Origin of the sequence: Chlamydia sp. 17-3921 (genome assembly GCF_902705545.1) — a bacterium.
Lineage (GTDB): Bacteria > Chlamydiota > Chlamydiia > Chlamydiales > Chlamydiaceae > Chlamydia.
The window spans coordinates 21,500-39,029 of the sequence record NZ_CACSHH010000001.1 but is presented as its reverse complement, the minus strand read 5'-3'; the positions used below and the strand labels follow the sequence as shown (position 1 = coordinate 39,029).

Genomic DNA, 17,530 nt, shown 5'->3' with positions numbered 1-17,530 from the left:
GAAATAAGCTCAGCTCCTAAAGGTCAAACTGACAAGGTTTTGAAAGAATCAGAGTTTCTTATTTCTGGAGTTCAAAATATCTTTTCTTTCTTAGAAAATCAAAAAGGAGATCTTTACCAATCATTAGTTGACGATTACACAGATGTAAATAAAGCTTTTCAGCAGGCTCAAACCCACTTACAGAAGACTGTTGAATTTTCTGATACAAAACAAGACGAAACTCAAGAAGCACTTTCTTCAGAAATAGAAGAACAAGATCTCTTTTTAAATAATCTTATTGAGGTAAAAAAAGATCATTCTTATGAGCTTTTCTACATGTCTGATGAGGAAAATAAACGTTTCTATAACGATTCCTTAGCACAGATCATATATAAGCAAAATAAACTTCACGAAACTGTTCATGAAAACGATCCTTTAACAAAGACTTTACTTTGGAATAGCAACGAAGTAAAGAAAATGGCTTCTTTACTTGTTACAAAAAATGAAGAGTCTTTAAGGCTGTTTTACCAAGATGCCTTAAAACATTTAAATATAAAATCCATTGAAAAAGCTCACAATGCTGTTATGGCGTTGTTCCTTTCTCAAAATGAAGTAACAGCTGTATGTAATAGCCCCAAGAAAAATAATCTGCTTTATTTTAACGATTTCCTCTTGTTTTTAAGAGAAGCGTGGAAGGTCTCACATAATGACTTGGAGAATTTGTCTCAAGAGCAAAAACAAGCCATGTTGTTGACAGCAACTTTGGGTGCTAGCGTTTTTGAAAGTAGGCTGGTTTTTGAAGACGTAGCTAATTATCTGTATTCTCAGATAAAGCGTCCTCTTCATCCTGAGGGAGAAAAAAAATCTTTATCTTCAGGACAATATATTATGGATATTTATGAAGAGCTTTATCGAATGTTTGCAAAGTTTCCGAATGGACCTCTTTTCAAAGCTATTGATAGAATTTTAGATTCTGGAATGAATATATTTGATCCTCTAATTTTGGGAATGTTTCCAAGTGTGGAAGGGTCTTTAAAGTTGGGAGAACTAACAATAGATATAATACGTTCTCCAAGCCCTATTTCACAAAGCTCTATTCTTTATGCAACCTGTAATGAAGAGTTTCTTGGTTTTCTAGCTACTAAAGCAGAACAAGGAACTATTTCTCTGATTTTAAATATTCAAAATCGAGTGTCAAGAAAGGAACGAGCTCGTTGTAGGGTTCTAGAAGAAGCTTTGGAACAAGTAGAATATGCCTCCCATGCTTACATTTTCTCTTTTCCTGATCCAGAAGAGCTTCTTGATAATCTTGAAAAGGCTTATGGAGAGATTGAAACTTTTGCTGAGTTTTTTACAATTCTGAAAAATGAGTTTCATAAGCCAGAAATGACGTCTTCATTTTTCTTATCTCCTTCATTGAAAGATTCTGTGCATGAGTTCTTAGAACACTGCTTGCCAGTTCTTAAAGATACTTTCTTTTCTAAAAAGAAAATTCTATTTAAGAATGATAAGCTTTTGCTTCTTTATTTGATTTCTTATTTATTAGTATTTAAAAATATAGAGAATGTAAATCCCAATACTATTGTTGTGATTTCTAAAGATGGTCTTGATTATGCCTCTGTATTTATTGCTGGGTTAGCTTTTTTCTCGAAAGATTCTTGTTGGGATGAACATAGCTTAAAACTTTTAATTACTAAAATTTTAGCCCCAACCCTAGTTGCCAGAGACCGCTTAGTATTTGCTTCCTATATTGAAATTTTCAGTAAGTTTTTAAATTGCTTAAGAAGAAATCGCCAAACACTCTCCACTCTCAGGCCATTTTTCCATCATAATATTGAAGATTGGGAAATGGTTAATTATCTAAATAACTTTATTGAAGGTTCGCATAAGCATAATGTGTAACAATTGCTAGAACAATTAATGGTGTAACTAAGACAGGAAATGTTGGTAAGACGCTACTGTTTGTTAAGACTATTCCTGCTTTCAAGAAAACAAAGAAGATATTCATAACTCCTAAGGGTATAAGGTAAGCTAGCGTTGCAGAGGGAGTTCGTGAAAATCTTAAACATAGATAAGCAGAGATAATAATTGCGGATATACATGCTAAAGGAGCTATTAACATATAATAAAATTGTGAGAGTAAGGACAAAATTCTTTGAGGAATAGTCGTCTTTAAACCTATACCAGAAGCGTTCCATGGAATAGCTTTGTAAAATTCTGAAAGACGGTTTTTCCCTCCTGCGGAGAAAATTTTAGAAAAAGGATTATCATAAAAACCAAATTCTATTTCAGGAAACTCTTTCATATCAAAGAATTGTGAAAAAGAAGTATCTCCAGAATCATTTTCAGAGAATTCAATAACATTAAGACCTATAGGCAAGGAAGGAGTTGAGAAAGCTAATTTCTCAATAGAATAAATTGTTTTAGAGTTTTGTATCCAAAAAACATTATTTAATGTTAGCAATCTCTGATCAATAGAAGAATAGAGTAAAACTGATAGGTCTTTAAGATATAAAGCAGGAATTTTCTCCTGGTGTTCTCTAGAGATACCTTGATCCAAATACTCCTTGGTTATAGATATTTTTTCACATATGGGATGTAACCATTGAAAATTAGCATATAATATTAATGTAATGATGCATCCAGAAGTAATTAAGGGTGCAGTTAAAGATTTTAATGAGAGCCCAGATGCTTGTAAAAGAAGAACCTCTCTTCTACTCTGCATAGAAAATAGAGTAATAGTTGTTGCTATTGCAACTAATTGGGGAAGAAGGAACTCAGCTTTTAAAGCTATTTGTGAAACATAATATAATAGAGAAAGCTTTAAAGAATCTAAAGAAGTCACGGAAGATGAGCTTCCTTTAATTGCATGTAAAGAATGATGAATGGATGTATAAAAAATAAACGCTAAGCACAATAGAGATATAAGAGATAACCAAAATCTGGTTAGCAAATGTCGTTTCCAAATTAGCATTATGCAAATCCTCGATTTTCCCTATAAGCTCTATAAGCAAAAACAATCCAAGAAATAAACTGTGGGAATAGGAATAGCATAAAAGCTAGAAATGCTGCTTTAGTATTTTTTCCAACTATTAACAAGACAAGATCTAAGATAGGAAAAATATAATATATAAAATTTACTTTTCGAAATCTTGGCTTATGAGTTCCCAGAACCATTCCAGAATATGTCAGAGTAATGCATAACAGACCTATGGCAATTCTTCGCAAAGTTTCTGGTAGATGAGAGCATGTTAAAGGTTGTTTTATAAGTTGTTTCCACGGAAGATAATCTGTCCGAGTTTTCATATAAGATTTACCGGCGAATAAGGTTGCTGTAATCTTAGGAATTAATAACTCATCTAGAGTTTCTATATAATATTCCTTAGATGAAGATGGATTATAGTTTTTTGTTAAAAAGATTGGGAATTTAGATATAAAAACAATATTTTTAGCTCGTACAGTATCTTTGGATGAGTCTGGAATAATGGTTTCGATAATCCCAACGTCTGAAATTTCATTATCCCTTCGTAAGGCAATAATGACATTGTCAAATTTACTTTTAGCACAATGGTCTATAGCAATAAAAACTCGATTACTTTCTTTTTTTTGTAGCGTTTGAAGTAAAAGAGCAGGAGATGTCATTGCTATATTAGCGATTTCCTTACATGATTGATATCGACAGATAGAGGCGAGTTCCGAGCAAGTATAGAAATTTAAGCAGCAAATAGCTCCAGAGATCATTAAAATTGGAAACATTATAATTCTTTGCGAAGCTCCAGAGGCACGAAGGAATGTGATTTGATTATTATCGGATAGCCCTCGAAATAGAGTGAAGGCAGAGATAAAACAAGATACTGGAAGAATAAAAGGGAGCAAGTAAGGGATTTGGTATGCGGTTAAACGTAAAACTGTAGTGTAGTGGACGTTTTTTGCTATGTAGACAACGATTTCTTGCAAAGAGCTGATAATAGAAACGCAAATTAAGCCCAGAGTACAAAAAATAGTCGTTTTTAAATAACGGAAAATTAGAACTTTCCATAAAATAGGCATAACTTACCTGAATTAGATCTTGAGAGAAAGCTAACAGACTCTTTAATTAGTAGAGTTCTTTATATTCTCAAGCCTACTTTCTTCTCGAGTTTCGTATAATTCATATAATAAGATGTGAAATATGTTGGCTTCTTGTTCACTCAAAAATGATAAGCGATTAGAAGTTTTTTTTTCTTCCTTAGATATGAAAAAAAATTATCTTCTAGGTCTATCTGGCGGTAGTGATTCGCTTTTTCTTTTTTATTTGCTTAAGTTTTTTAAGGTAAGCTTTTCTGTAGCACATGTAGATTATGGGTGGCGAACTTCTTCTTTTTTAGAAGCTGAAGAATTGCAGTTATTATGTCAAAGAGAGAGCGTGCCTTTTTTTGGACGTCGATTCTCTTCAGAAAAAGAAATCTCTTCAATTAAAGATCCAGAGAATTCTGCTCGTAAATTTCGATATGTTTTTTTTTATGAACTTTGTCAACAATACAATCTTGAAGGGATTTTCCTTGCTCATCACGCTGATGATCAAGCAGAAACAGTTTTAAAACGTTTATTAGAGGGAGCACATTTGAGTAATCTTAAGGGGATGGCGGAGAGATCTTTTTTTCAAGGAATTCAGTTATTGCGTCCTTTATTGCATGTTTCTAAAGCTTATTTAGTAGAAGCCTTAGAAAGTGCGAAAGTTTCTTATGTGCGTGATGAAACGAACAATGATGAACGTTATTTACGAGCACGAATGCGTAAAAAGATATTCCCTTGGCTTGAGGAAGTTTTTGGCAAGAATATTTCCTCTCCTCTTTTTGCTTTAGCTGAGGAGTCTAAGGAACTTGCAGAATATATGGAGCTGCAAGGGGAGCCTTTTCTCTCAAAAGTAATATATGAGAATGAGTTGCAAAAACTTCCTCTTCCTAAAGAGTTAATACATCAGTCTTTTTTAGCAAAATGGGTGTGCAAGAAATTTTTTAGTTTTTCTGGAGTTTCTGTATCAAGGCATTTTTTACAAACAGTTTACGATCATTTATATCAGGGATCGTCAGCGGTTCTTCGTATGCGAGATAAGTCTGTAATAGTGAAACCTGGTCTAGTAATGATACAATAGAAAGTATATGTTTGTTATGCTTAGTATGTGTTAAAAAATTTGAAAAATAGTAGGTCTTTGTCTTAGTGTTGCTTCATCTTATTTATTTTGAAATATCATTTTGATTTTTTAGCTTTATAAAACAAAATAATAAAAATTTGCTATATTTAATAATTACTTACCTGATTGATTAGCTTAGTTGTGAAAGTTTATGTCGAAAGATAAAAAAATGACGCCCAAGTCAAAAAAAAGTTTCCCTCCCTTTTTTTTCTTCCTTTTAATTGGTGTCGTCTTTGGTGTTGTTGCTGTTCAAAATTTCCTTGTAGGGAAAAAAGCTCGTATAAGTTTTAGCCATCAAGTGGAACACTTAGTAAATTTACGTTTGGTTGTTCCTGAAGAAAGTCGTAAAATTGCTTTAAATGATAATCTTGTATCTTTTAGTGGTCGTTTTCGTAGTATTCAACCTGCAGAAGCTCTACAACGTTATCGTTATTTAGAACTTATAGATCAAAGTCATCGACAAGTTTTTGATCTTCAAGAAATCGAAAAAAGTTTGGATGTTTTAGAAAAAGAAGTCCACAGTTCTGTTTTGTGGTTTTCTGCTATTTCAGGTTATTCGATTCCTGAACAAGGATATACTATTTCATCAAGGACAGAAAAAACTGGTTTTTCAGAGCCTTTTATAATTCGTGGACCAGTAAGCAATCAGCTCATAAATCTTCGTTCTTTAGAAGAGCGTTATCGTTCTCTCTCTAGATCTGAAGAAGGAGTGAAATTATTCGGTTCCGATTTATACGAGTTGATAGGTAAATTTCTTTCTCCAGTTCTTGGGATTGGATCTGAAAATTTGAAACGAGAGTTGAAAGAGCTTTATCAACAGGTAGAACTTTCTTTAACTCAAAATCTAAATTTTGAACAAGCTTATGTTCTTTATGGGCAAGCTCTTACTAAGTTGGAAAAAGTTTCATCGTCTTTGGTTTTATCTGAAGGAGGAGAACGATTTTCTCAATTGCGTTCTGTTCGTTTGTATCGAGAGGAATTGACGAAATACGAGCAGCTTATAGAAGCTCATCAGATTAATCTAGTTCAACTAGAAAAAACACGAAATGAGTTAAGCCAAGCTGTATGGTATTTTAATAACCAGGAACTTTCTTCTAGGGCTTTAGAAAAACAAGATCCTGAGATTTTCGCTCATTGGTTTGCTGGAGCGAAAGAAGAATGGGCAGCTTTCAACGTTAATAAAACACTAACATTTAAAGCTCCGGATCAGCCGCGTAATCTAGTTTTGGAAAAGACTTTTAAGAGTGAAGAACCTGCACCACATTATCTAGGTTACTTTTTCACGTTTTTACCCATTATCTTAGTGCTTATTTTTGTTTATCTTGTTTTTTCTCGTCAAATACGAGGGATGAATGGATCTGCTGTATCCTTTGGAAAATCTCCAGCAAGACTATTAATGAAAGGACAAAATAAGGTTACTTTCGCAGATGTTGCTGGTATAGAAGAGGCTAAAGAAGAATTAATTGAAATTGTAGAGTTTTTGAAAAACCCCATGAAGTTCACGAGTCTTGGTGGTAGAATCCCAAAAGGCGTTTTATTAATCGGACCTCCAGGAACAGGAAAAACTTTAATAGCTAAGGCTGTTTCAGGTGAAGCCGATAGGCCTTTTTTCTCTATTGCGGGTTCTGATTTTGTCGAGATGTTCGTTGGTGTTGGAGCAAGTCGTATTCGTGATATGTTCGATCAGGCAAAAAGAAATGCTCCCTGTATTATTTTTATTGATGAGATTGATGCTGTAGGGCGTCATCGAGGAGCTGGTATAGGTGGCGGTCATGATGAGCGTGAGCAAACTTTAAATCAGCTTCTTGTTGAAATGGATGGTTTTGGAACAAATGAGGGCGTCATTCTTATGGCTGCTACAAATCGTCCTGACGTCTTGGATAAAGCTCTATTGCGTCCAGGTCGTTTTGATCGTCGTGTGGTTATGAATCTCCCTGATATTAAAGGTCGTTTTGAAATTCTTAATGTACATGCGAAAAGAATAAAGCTAGATCCCACTGTAGATCTTATGGCAGTTGCTCGTAGTACGCCTGGAGCTTCAGGAGCTGATTTAGAAAATTTATTGAATGAGTCGGCATTGCTTGCTGCCCGTAAGGATCGTACTGCTGTAACCGCTGTTGATGTTGCTGAAGCTCGAGATAAGGTTCTTTATGGGAAAGAGCGTAGAAGTCTTGAGATGGATGCTGAAGAGCGCAAGACTACTGCCTACCATGAATCAGGTCATGCTGTTGTTGGACTCTCTGTAAAGTACGGAGATCCTGTGGATAAAGTTACTATTATTCCTCGAGGCTTGTCTTTGGGAGCTACGCACTTTCTTCCAGAAAAAAATAAGCTCAGCTATTGGAAGAAAGAGTTGTTTGATCGTCTTGCTGTTCTTATGGGCGGTCGTGCTGCTGAAGAAATTTTCCTTGAAGATATTTCTAGTGGAGCTCAACAGGATATTGCTCAGGCAACAAAATTAGTTCGAAGTATGATTTGTGAATGGGGGATGAGTGATCAATTAGGAACTGTAGCATATGATGAGCGTTCTGATACCTCCATGGGTTATGGATCCTACTATGAAAAAACATACTCTGAAGAAACAGCAAAAACTATAGATACTGAGTTACGGGCTCTTTTAGATGCGGCATATCAGCGTGCCTTGGAAATCATAAGAGAGCATCGAGAAGATGTTGAACTAATGACTCAGATGCTTATGGAATTTGAGACATTAGACGCTAAAGATGTTAAGGAAATCATGGAGCATTCTTGGGATCCAGAGAAGAAAAGAGCTCGCTTAAAAGAAGAAGGAGCTCTATTTAAAAAAGCTTCTAGTGATTTACCCCCACCTCCTCCACAAGAAGACTCTATACAAGATGGACCTGGATTAGGTCTAAATATGACATAAAAAAAGAGCTAAATAATTTTAGCTCTTCTTGTCTCTTTTAAAACTTCAAAATAAAAGCTTTGTTTTAATCTAGAACTGCTTTGTGACTTAGTTTGAGTTGACCTTTTTCATTCACGTTTAATAACTTCACGTCAATAATGTCACCTTCTTTAAATAGATCCGCAACACTTTCTATACGTTGCTTTGAGAATTCAGAGATATGACATAAGCCTTCTTTCCCAGGTAAGATTTCTATAAAAGCTCCAAATGGTACTATAGAAACTATACGTCCTTTGTATATTTTTCCGACTTCAACTTCGCCAACTAAGCCTTCTATAATTTTCTTAGCTTTGTCTATAGCTTCTGGAGAAGTTGCTGAAATACTAACAACTCCGAGATCGTTAATATCTATTTGTACGCCTGTTTCTTCAATAATTTGACGGATTTGCTTGCCTCCAGGCCCAATGACGATTGCTATTTTTGAAGGCTTGATTTGCATAGTTTCAATACGCGGTGCATACTGAGATAAATTAGATTTAGGAGCTGCTAAGTTTTCGTGCATGATGCGTAAAATTTCTTGACGACTTTCTTTTGCTTGCATTAAAGCATTTTTCATAATGTCTAAGGTAATACCTTCTACCTTAATGTCCATTTGAAATGCTGTGATTCCTTTAGTATCTCCTGCAACTTTAAAGTCCATATCACCAAGATGATCCTCAAGTCCGGAAATATCTGATAGAATTATAGCCTCTTTGTCATCCAAAATTAATCCCATAGCAATTCCTGCAATAGGAGTTTTGATAGGAACTCCAGCATCCATAAGAGCTAAACATCCTCCGCATACTGAAGCCATGGATGAAGACCCGTTAGACTCTGTAATATTAGATTCTATGCGAATTGTGTAGGGAAATTGAGTGGCATCAGGAAGTGTGTATAGCAAAGCTTTTTCTGCAAGCTTTCCATGACCAATTTCTCGTCTACCTGGAGATCCAATTCTTCCCACTTCTCCAACAGAGAATGGAGGGAAAGAATATTGTAAATAAAATTTAGAGGCTCCTTCACCGTTTAAGTTTTCATAACGTTGAGCCATAGTCTCATTTCCTAAAGTACAAACTGCAACTGTTTGAGTCTCTCCTCTGGTAAATAGACAACTTCCGTGGGTCCTTGGGAGAAAAGATGTTTCAATACTTATAGGGCGAACTGTTGTTAAAGAGCGTTTATCTGCTCGAACTTTACGCTCTCGAATAAGGGTTCGCATTGCGTTTGATTTAAGAGTTTTAAAAGCAGATTGAATGTTAGAGGTCGAGAAAATTTCATTTTCTTGCTTAAACTCATTTAGAATTTCTTGTTCTAAGTCTTGAGAGATAGCTTCTAGAGCTTGTTTCCCTTCTACATCAAATAAAGTCATTAATCGACTTTGAACACGTTGTTCAATAGCAGTTAAAACTTCTTCTGGAAGAGGGACAATTGCCTTGAGGTTTTTAGGCTTACCGATTTTTTCTTGCCAACCTTTTAGAGCTTTGCAAATAGTAATAATGTGCTTATGCCCGAATTCTATAGCTTCCAAAATCGACTCTTCTGAGAAGAAAGCGCAATGTCCTTCTATCATTAGAATAGCGTTTTCTGTTCCTGCTAGAACTAAGTCAAAAGGTGAATTATCGAGTTCTGTTTTTGTTGGATTAACAATCCATTTTCCATTTTCATAACCAACTCGAACTCCGGCAACAATATTATTTTGAGGAATATCAGAGAGCGCAATGGCTGCCCCTGCTCCGCAAATAGCTAAAGGGTCTGGCAATGTCTGTCCATCATAAGACCATACATAAGACAACACTTGAATATCTTGTGCGAGTCGATTTGGGAGAGAGGGACGCAAGGAGCGGTCTATAAGACGAGAAACAAGAATTTCTTTTTCTGATGGCCGTCCCTCTCTTTTGATGAAACCTCCTAAAGTCTTTCCTGTAGAGGAAAATTTTTCTTGATAGTCTACTCGAAAAGGAAGAAAGTCCAGCATTTCATTAAGATTTGCCGCACATACAGAAGAAAAGACTAGAGTGTCTTTTGAACGGACAACTATGGCGCCGCCCGCCTGTCTTGCAACTTTCCCTGTTTCAAATATCAGTGTTCTACCTTCTTCGAGAGTGATAGAAATTATTTCAAAAGTCATGAAGGTCTCCCTAGATTTTTGATTTAGGAAAGAGAAAATTACTTACGCAAATTTAAACGGGCAATCAAAGTTTTGTATCTTTCCGTATCAGTAGAGTTAAGATATTCCAAAAGTTTTCTTCTTTGTCCAACAAGTTTGAGTAAAGATAACCTAGAGTTTTGGTCTTTAGGGGATCTTTTAAGGTGTTCCTTGAGTTCTGCAATGTGTTCAGTTAAGATAGCAATTTGTACATCTGCTGATCCTGTATCTTTTTCGTGAAGTTGAAACTTTTTTGTGATTTCTTCCTTCGTTCCCTTATCCAAAGACATTTGGATGTCTCCTTAAATAAAATTACCGCAAAAGCAGATTATACTTAAGGAGATCGTTAATGTACATCTTTTGGTAAGAGAGAGAAGAGTTTTTTGTATATAAATAAAATTCTATTGCAGTTGTAAAGGTCACTGATAATGCTTTATAAAAAAGCTTTTGTTGATATCAGGGGACTATTTTTTTAATTAGATTTATTTGAAAATCGAATAAAGTTTTTATTTTTCAAAAGTGATTTAGAGCTATTGTGAGTATAGAAAAGAATCTATTTTTTATGAACGAAGCCTTAAAGGAGGCTCACAAGGCATATAGGCAAAATGAAGTGCCTGTAGGCTGTGTAATAGTTAAAGATAATAAAATCATTGGTCGGGGTCATAACGCTGTTGAGAGGCTTCAAGATCCTACAGCACATGCAGAAATTTTATGCATAGGTGCGGCGGCAGAGGCAGTGAATAATTGGCGTTTGCTGGATACAATTCTTTACTGTACTTTGGAACCTTGTTTAATGTGTGCTGGAGCTATTCAGTTAGCACGTATTCCTAGAATTGTTTGGGGAGCCCCTGATCTTCGTTTAGGTGCTGGAGGGAGTTGGATAAATGTTTTTACAAAGGACCATCCATTTCATTCAGTAGAACAATGTTCAGGAATTTGTCGTGAAGAGTCTGAAAGTTTAATGAAACAATTTTTTGTAGAGAAACGCAAAAAGAAAAATGAAAAATAAACTTATATGTTTGATAAATGAAATTTATGAAAATCAATATAAAAAAGTTCAGAAAATAGGAGAGGAACTTATTCCAAATATAACTTCTGAAGATTTATTACAGCCTATGGATTTTCTAGAACTCGAAACATCTCCTAGATTTCGTTTTGAAGAGGGGGTGTTATCTGGAATCGGAGAAGTTCGTGCTGCGCTGCTTGCTTTTTTTTCTGATGAAGATTTAGAAGCGTAAAGAAGAGGTATAGGGATTAGGAATTTTTTCTTTCTTACAGAAGAGTAGGGCTAGGGCTAGAGAGAAAATAGATCCAAAGAAAATCAAGTAAGAACCAGAAAAAATTAATATGCAAAAATAAAAGCCTAATAGAAGAAGAAATCCCCATTTTCTTGATAGAGTCAGAATTGTGGAGCCAAATCCTAGACGCTTTTCTGGATCGAGAAAAACGCGAATAAGTAGTACGGTGCAGATAAGACTCTCTGGTCCAAAGAATGCTTGAGTGTTACCAAAAAGCAACATGAAACCCCAAATTACAACTCCTGTACAGAGAATTTGTACAGAGATGATCTTGAGAAAATTCCATGCTCCAAGTTTACGAATAAGCTGATCCGCAGCTTTATAGAAAAGTATAAAGTCTAAAGTGTTTCTTATGAGGAATCTTTGCGTAACCTCGAAGCACTGTTCTTTATAAATACATAGCGAATCCGCGGTTAGGAAAGGATAGGTAACAAATTGCCACAGGTAACATTTCCGTATGCCTTGAGAAGATAGAGCTAATATTTCCAAGATTTTTGGAGCTCCAAGAAGTTTATGCAGGGTATAAGAGAGTATGGGGGAAACACAAGAAGATATAAAAATAAACAAAGGAAATTGTTTGAGAATTCGACAAAGGAATAGGGGTTGGTTGCGTTTGTCAGGGAAAATAATCCTCATGAAAATATTTCCTGTCTTAGGACTAAGTTTCTTATACTAGAAGATGGATTGTTTTATTAGAAGTCTTATACGATTTAATCTGCAGAGCCACCTCTTAAGTTTGCTTTATCAGTGTATTCAGCCAAGCTTGATAAAAGAGATTGCGTTGCTTGGAGAATTTGCATGGCTTCTGTAGAAGTTGCGTTTACGGCTTTTTGATTAGCTTGAGCTCTTTGTTGTGCTGCAGACAATTCTTGTTGTATGAGTTGTCTGTTTGCTGTGATTTGTTGGTTTGAACTTTGGTATGCTTGTATTTCATTTTGGTTTGTGTATTCATCTTTTTTACTTCCTGATTTTGGCTTAAGATCAGGAACTTTAAGTAAAGGAATACTGATCAGTTCTTTAGTTTTCTGTTGTTGTATTGAAGTATTGTCTTGAAGAACTGCCATGATAGATTTACTGAACTCTGTAGTAGATGTGGCTAATTGAAGCATGACTGCAATACAAAAGTGCATAGCAGACTTTTTATTTATAGTAATGGAGTCTGATATGATTTTTGTAGAATTAGGAATTATTGTAGTAATTTCTGAGTGTGTGTTGAGAGGCATTACAGTCATGAGTTGTCCTTTATTTTTAAATGTTAGCTATTAAACTTACAATTTGAGAGAAGGTTTGAACTAAGGCTTGCCCTACCTGTAGAGATTGTTGGATAATGTTGTTATTTGTGTTGAGGTTACTGGAAATTACTTGAGCACTGTTTCCTAATCCTGAGATTTGATTTTGTAAAGCTTGTCGAGAAGCCCCCACAGCTTGGTTTTGAGCTTGTATGTTTTGCAAGTAGGATGAAGAGTTATCTTTAAGTTTATTTTTAGGGATTGTGACATATTGATATAGAGCTTCTTGATTGTTCAAGTAAGTTTGTGCTGAAGCATTGGCTTGAAGTTCTTGCGCGATGATAGCTAGGTTGTCTTGAGCTACTAATACGGATTGATAAACGTAGTATACAGTGACAATCAGAGGGTTAGAATCTTTTGCAAATTTTGCAATGATTTCGTCTGCCGTAGTTGTATTAACACCCCCTGTAATGGTTGCTTCAGGTACTTCTATAGCTGCATGTAAATATTTACGAGGAGAAAAAGGTTCTGTCCACATAATTTTATAAACTCTCTGGTTTTTTTGGTTAACCTAAAGGTTTGTTAAGTTGATTAACTGTGCTTCCAATAGAATTTATTGTTTTTAAGAATGTGGAGTCTTGAGAGGCGAGTTGCTGAATAATGTTAATATTTGTAGAAGCATGTGAGAGGACTACTTGTCCGTTTTGTCTTGTTGTAACAAGTTCGTCTTGAATGTTAGATCTTTGTGCAGAGTAGTTTTGGTTTTGATTTTGTACACGAGTAATTTCGTCTTCTTTTGCTCCAGAGTTTACTACAGCGAACTTGATTTGATTAGTTTCTTGGTTTAATTGTTGTTGAATATTAGTATTGTCGTTTAATTGTTGCGATTGAGTCAGAACTGTTTTTTGTCGTATTTCAATAGCTTGTAAAAGTAGTTCGTAAATGCTAAAAAGCAAAGCTCCAACTGGAGGTGTATTCAGTGAGGGTAATGGAGCAAGGGGTTGTGTTATTTCCCTTGTTGCGGTTGTTATAGGAGTAGTCGTTGACATAATGAATTTTTTTTATTTTTATTTAGTTTTATTTTAACAGGGTGAAGCACGTTTAATTAAACAAATAATTATTATTTAATTTTTTATTTTGCTAAGTGTTTTGTTTTTAATGGCAAATAAAAGATATTTGAAAACTAGATTGCTCAGCCGTTAAGAATTCACATGAGATAACAAATCTTTGTCTAGAGAAGGAGAAGAGAGTGTCTGAGAATGAGTGTAGTGACGATACAGAAACTTTCGACGAGAAGGTAAGTGCATATGTTTTGGTGACTTGCGGAAGAGCGTCCTCCGATGGCAAAATGCAAGTAGAGATGACCTATGAAGGAGATCCTGCTGTGATTAGCTATTTATTAATGCAAGCTCAAGACTCTTTAAATGAGTCTTAAATAGAGTGGGAATAGGGTGTTAGAGCCACATGCAAGCGTTTTATGAACGTTTTTATCAATGGATAAGGCTTTCTTCTTTAGACGTGTTGAGGAAAAAGTTTTGCCTTTCTTTTGCGAGGTCTACGTTTTTAATGGCTTCGTTATCTATTTTTGGAGGAATAGGTTGTGCTGCTCTTTTTAGAACCTCTTTAATCCCTTCTTTATTAGCTTTTTCTGCCGTTGCATTGCCTATAATTTCATTTTTTCAGGGAAGGGGTTATGCCATTATCTCTGGGATATTTGCCATCGTTTTCAGTATGAAAATTATTGGAACAACTTTGTTTCCTGGACTCTGGATATCTGGTTTAGGATCTGTATTCATTATTGCTTGGGGGCTTTTTTGGTTGGGAGGAACTTTTGTGATAAAGGAAGAGGAAAAAGTTGTTTCAAGATTGGATCAATTGACTCGAGAGATGGATGAAAATCGAAGTATATATCAACAGGACATTCAAAAAAAGATTCAAGAAAACGTGTCGCTAGTCTCTCGTTCACAGTCCTTAGAAAGAGAACTTCAAGATTGTCAAGAGCTTTTGAAAGAGGCTTACAAGAAACAAAAACACCTTGCTATTGATCTACAAGTTTTGTCTGATCAGAAGAATAGCTGGTTAGAAGACTATGCTATTTTACATAATGAGTATATACATCTTGTTGCTGGGGATGAGGGTGTAGTATTTCCTTGGGTTAGTGAGCAAGAAGTCTTAGGAAAAAGTCAAGAATCTAAAATTCAAGACTTAAAAGAAAAAGGTATGGCGTTTTTACAAAGCGAGCTTGCGGAAGAAAAACGTCAGCATCAATTTTATGCTTCGCGTTGTGAAGAGCTTAGTGAGTCTTTGCAAAAAGTTGGAGATTTACAAACAAGGATGTTAGAGCTTCAAAAGCTTTTGAAACAAAAAGATAAAGAACTCGAACAACTTCGTGACTCTTCTCAAAATGAAGAATCTGAGGGATCTTTGATAGAAGACCCAGAAGAAAAACGTTATAGATGTATGTATCAACAGCTTCGAGAGCAATTCTCGGAGAAAGATAAGGTTTTATCCGCTGTTAGGAAAGAATTGTTTGCTGTTAGAGAACAATACTTAACCTTGAAGAAAGAGCAACAACTTGATATAGAGTGTCCTCTAGAAGAGGTTCTTTTGATTCAGAAATTGTTATCACGTATAGAGTTTTTAGAAGAAGAAATTATTCATCTAGAAGAGTTAGTATCTCGTACCCTGTGTCTGTAATTGCTACGGTATGTTCCCATTGTGCGCTGGGTAAATTATCACAGGTACGTGCTTCCCAAAGATTTTTAGAATCTATGATGCCTTCTTTTTTTCCGACATTGATCATGGGTTCTATAGTAAATATCATCCCCGGAGCTAAGGGGATGAGCGAGCCATTTTTGTAGTGAGGGACATAAGGGTTTTCATGAAATTCTATGCCGACCCCATGTCCGACAAATTGATCTACTACAGAAAATCCATAGCGGTCAGCGCAGTTTTCTATAGCCTCTCCAATTTTGCAAAGAGGTAGATCAGGCTTTAGAATTGCTATTGCTTCGTTTAAGCACTCTAAGGAAGCTTGACAAACCTGTCTTTTAACTTCTGAAACATCGCCAATCATTACCATTTGGCTACAATCTCCGTAATACCCATCTACAATACAGGAAACATCTATATTCATGATGTCACCATCTTTCAGAGGAATAGAATTGGGAATTCCATGACAGATCACTTCATTCAGAGAAGTGCAAATCGTTTTAGGGAATGGTGGTGTGCCATAGTTTAAAGGAGCTGGAATAGCATCGTATTTTTTATGAAGCTCGCGGGAAAATTGATCTAACTCTTCTGTTGTAACCCCTTTTTGTGAGGCTTTACAGAGCTCTTCAAGAATTTTTTTAGTGATTTGACATGCATGCCGGATTCTCGCATGTTGTTCTGGAGATTTCAAAATAATATTGTATTGTGTTGCATAATGCTGACGTTTAGCTTCCCAAGAGGTTTTCGAAGCTTTTGGGTAATGACAGTGTTTCCATTTGCGTTTGCTTCCGCACCAGCAAAGATCATTTCTTCTCATTATAAATTACCTACATAAAATCCTAAATTGAAAGCAATAGAGAGACCTTTAAGAATGAGATTAACGGACATGAGCATCAGAACCAAACTAAAAAGTCGTTCTAAAGCAAGAAGTCCAGAGGAGCCTAATACTCGATTGAAAAAACTGGAGCATAAAAGAGTGAACAAAGAGAGAATCCAAGCAATAATAACTGCAGAGAAGATTAGATTTTTTGGATAAATATCTTCTTCCATGTAACTAAGGAGGGCTGTAATGATCGCAGGACCTGTGATAATAGGAAATGCTAAAGGGAAAAAAATAGGTTCAGAAGCGCTTTGTTCTACATCTCTAGATGTAGGCGTAGCTAACATCATTTTCAGTGCTACAGAAAAAAGAAGAATACCTCCGATAAGTTGAAATGAGTAAAGAGAGATATCTAGAAACTGTAAGAATTTTCTTCCAAAAGTGATGAAAAGTAGAAGAGAAATAAGGGCAAAAAGGCATTCTCTTAGGATTATTTGTTGCTGCCTTTTATAGGAGTAATTCTTAAGAAAAAGGGCAAAAACAGGGATGGAGCCTGGGGAGTCAAACATAGCATAAAATAATAGACTAAGGTTGAGTAGGGTAAGCAGCATAACAAGAATCTTTTATAGGAAAGTGCTTTGTAGTCCGGATACTAAGAGTTGAGTACCGATAATTACGACGAATAGTCCTAAAACTGTTTGAATTGCAAGTAAAGTTTTTTTGTTTTTTGGATTAATAAGAATATGTAGCACAAAAGTTGTGCCAGCAATCAGAACCCAACTAAGAACTAAAGTGAGCATACTTATCATGTCGGTGAACTGTTTCCCTATAAAAGCACAGCAGGCTGCTAACCACGAAGGACCGATCATAAGAGGTATAGTTATCGGAGTAATGAAGGGAGCTGGAAAGGAGGGAGTTGGCTTTTCTGGATAAGATTGCCAAGAGTCTTCTTTCGTTAAGTGTAAAGTGGCTCTGATGCCTATAAGGACAACAACGATTCCTCCTACGGATTGTAGGGCGCAGGGAGGAGTATGTAAGATGTGGATGACACCTTTTGCAGACCAAAACAAAAGAATCATAGCACCTAAAGAAAATAAAGTTTCTTTTAAGAATAAGATAAATCGCCGATTTCTAGAGTAATTGGTAAGGAGTCGGTTTATAACCAGAGTGTTCGTAAGAATATCTGCTGTTAAAAATAAAATACAAGCTTGGGGTAAAGAAAGAAAAAACGATGTCATATGAGGAGTTTTTATCTTTAAACCCTATTA

Annotated in this window: 18 protein-coding genes; 7 read left to right on the top strand and 11 right to left on the bottom strand. The window is 35.6% G+C overall.

Features of this window, described 5'->3' with window-relative positions; genetic code table 11:
• On the top strand, positions 1 to 1,881 hold a 1,881-nt coding region (locus tag JMS40_RS00185), incomplete at its 5' end, for a calcium-binding protein (protein WP_201456270.1).
• On the opposite strand, the gene JMS40_RS00180 is transcribed toward JMS40_RS00185, so the two are convergent.
• Positions 1,850 to 2,953, bottom strand: coding sequence for an LptF/LptG family permease (locus tag JMS40_RS00180; RefSeq protein ID WP_201456269.1), 1,104 nt, complete (start codon positions 2,951 to 2,953; stop codon positions 1,850 to 1,852). The two genes, JMS40_RS00185 and JMS40_RS00180, sit on opposite strands and share 32 nt — an antisense overlap.
• Positions 2,953 to 4,029: an LptF/LptG family permease gene (locus tag JMS40_RS00175; protein ID WP_201456268.1), complete on the bottom strand. Its 1,077-nt coding sequence runs from the start codon at positions 4,027 to 4,029 to the stop codon at positions 2,953 to 2,955. Before JMS40_RS00175 ends, JMS40_RS00180 begins: the two co-directional genes overlap by 1 nt.
• Positions 4,030 to 4,150: 121 nt before the next feature.
• Between JMS40_RS00175 and tilS the strand changes: the two genes are divergently transcribed.
• A complete protein-coding gene (tilS, locus tag JMS40_RS00170) occupies positions 4,151 to 5,113 on the top strand; it encodes a tRNA lysidine(34) synthetase TilS (protein ID WP_236558916.1) in 963 nt (320 codons plus the stop codon).
• 190 nt (positions 5,114 to 5,303) lie between these two features.
• The gene (gene ftsH, locus JMS40_RS00165; RefSeq protein WP_201456267.1) at positions 5,304 to 8,039 is read left to right on the top strand and encodes an ATP-dependent zinc metalloprotease FtsH; all 2,736 of its coding nucleotides are present in this window, start codon (positions 5,304 to 5,306) and stop codon (positions 8,037 to 8,039) included.
• Between the two features lie 64 nt (positions 8,040 to 8,103).
• On the opposite strand, the gene pnp is transcribed toward ftsH, so the two are convergent.
• The gene (gene pnp / locus JMS40_RS00160) at positions 8,104 to 10,185 is read right to left on the bottom strand and encodes a polyribonucleotide nucleotidyltransferase (RefSeq protein WP_201456266.1); all 2,082 of its coding nucleotides are present in this window, start codon (positions 10,183 to 10,185) and stop codon (positions 8,104 to 8,106) included.
• A gap of 38 nt (positions 10,186 to 10,223) precedes the next feature.
• Complete coding sequence (rpsO, locus tag JMS40_RS00155; RefSeq protein WP_201456265.1) at positions 10,224 to 10,493, bottom strand: 30S ribosomal protein S15; 270 nt, start codon at positions 10,491 to 10,493, stop codon at positions 10,224 to 10,226.
• 245 nt (positions 10,494 to 10,738) lie between these two features.
• Between rpsO and tadA the strand changes: the two genes are divergently transcribed.
• The gene (tadA, locus tag JMS40_RS00150; RefSeq protein WP_201456264.1) at positions 10,739 to 11,212 is read left to right on the top strand and encodes a tRNA adenosine(34) deaminase TadA; all 474 of its coding nucleotides are present in this window, start codon (positions 10,739 to 10,741) and stop codon (positions 11,210 to 11,212) included.
• Positions 11,202 to 11,441, top strand: coding sequence for a hypothetical protein (locus tag JMS40_RS00145; RefSeq protein WP_201456263.1), 240 nt, complete (start codon positions 11,202 to 11,204; stop codon positions 11,439 to 11,441). Before tadA ends, JMS40_RS00145 begins: the two co-directional genes overlap by 11 nt.
• Here JMS40_RS00145 and JMS40_RS00140 read toward each other — a convergent pair.
• The 4 genes from JMS40_RS00140 to JMS40_RS00125 all read right to left on the bottom strand — a co-directional run bounded on the left by JMS40_RS00140 (position 11,430) and on the right by JMS40_RS00125 (position 13,779).
• Complete coding sequence (locus tag JMS40_RS00140) at positions 11,430 to 12,137, bottom strand: hypothetical protein (protein WP_201456262.1); 708 nt, start codon at positions 12,135 to 12,137, stop codon at positions 11,430 to 11,432. The genes JMS40_RS00145 and JMS40_RS00140 overlap by 12 nt on opposite strands.
• Positions 12,138 to 12,211: 74 nt before the next feature.
• Complete coding sequence (locus tag JMS40_RS00135) at positions 12,212 to 12,733, bottom strand: CT847 family type III secretion system effector (protein WP_201456261.1); 522 nt, start codon at positions 12,731 to 12,733, stop codon at positions 12,212 to 12,214.
• A 16-nt stretch (positions 12,734 to 12,749) separates the two neighbouring features.
• Positions 12,750 to 13,268, bottom strand: a complete 519-nt coding sequence (locus JMS40_RS00130; protein ID WP_201456260.1) for a DUF720 domain-containing protein — start codon at positions 13,266 to 13,268, stop codon at positions 12,750 to 12,752.
• Between the two features lie 28 nt (positions 13,269 to 13,296).
• Entirely contained in the window at positions 13,297 to 13,779 is a 483-nt protein-coding gene (locus tag JMS40_RS00125; protein WP_201456259.1) for a DUF720 domain-containing protein, read from the bottom strand.
• 200 nt (positions 13,780 to 13,979) lie between these two features.
• On the opposite strand from JMS40_RS00125, the gene JMS40_RS00120 reads away from it, so the two are divergent.
• Both JMS40_RS00120 and JMS40_RS00115 read left to right on the top strand, forming a co-directional pair.
• Positions 13,980 to 14,165, top strand: coding sequence for a hypothetical protein (locus tag JMS40_RS00120; protein ID WP_201456258.1), 186 nt, complete (start codon positions 13,980 to 13,982; stop codon positions 14,163 to 14,165).
• A 29-nt stretch (positions 14,166 to 14,194) separates the two neighbouring features.
• Entirely contained in the window at positions 14,195 to 15,427 is a 1,233-nt protein-coding gene (locus JMS40_RS00115) for a hypothetical protein (protein WP_201456257.1), read from the top strand.
• Here JMS40_RS00115 and JMS40_RS00110 read toward each other — a convergent pair.
• Genes JMS40_RS00110 through JMS40_RS00100 form a run of 3 tightly spaced genes read right to left on the bottom strand, consistent with a single transcriptional unit; the run spans position 15,384 to position 17,500 of the window.
• Positions 15,384 to 16,259 (bottom strand): methionyl aminopeptidase, encoded by an 876-nt coding sequence (locus tag JMS40_RS00110; RefSeq protein ID WP_201456256.1) that lies wholly within the window; start codon positions 16,257 to 16,259, stop codon positions 15,384 to 15,386. The genes JMS40_RS00115 and JMS40_RS00110 overlap by 44 nt on opposite strands.
• Positions 16,259 to 16,873, bottom strand: coding sequence for a MarC family protein (locus JMS40_RS00105; protein ID WP_201456255.1), 615 nt, complete (start codon positions 16,871 to 16,873; stop codon positions 16,259 to 16,261). The genes JMS40_RS00110 and JMS40_RS00105 overlap by 1 nt, the downstream gene beginning before the upstream one ends.
• Before the next feature lie 12 nt (positions 16,874 to 16,885).
• A complete protein-coding gene (locus JMS40_RS00100; RefSeq protein ID WP_201456254.1) occupies positions 16,886 to 17,500 on the bottom strand; it encodes a MarC family protein in 615 nt (204 codons plus the stop codon).
• Positions 17,501 to 17,530 lie beyond the last annotated feature (30 nt).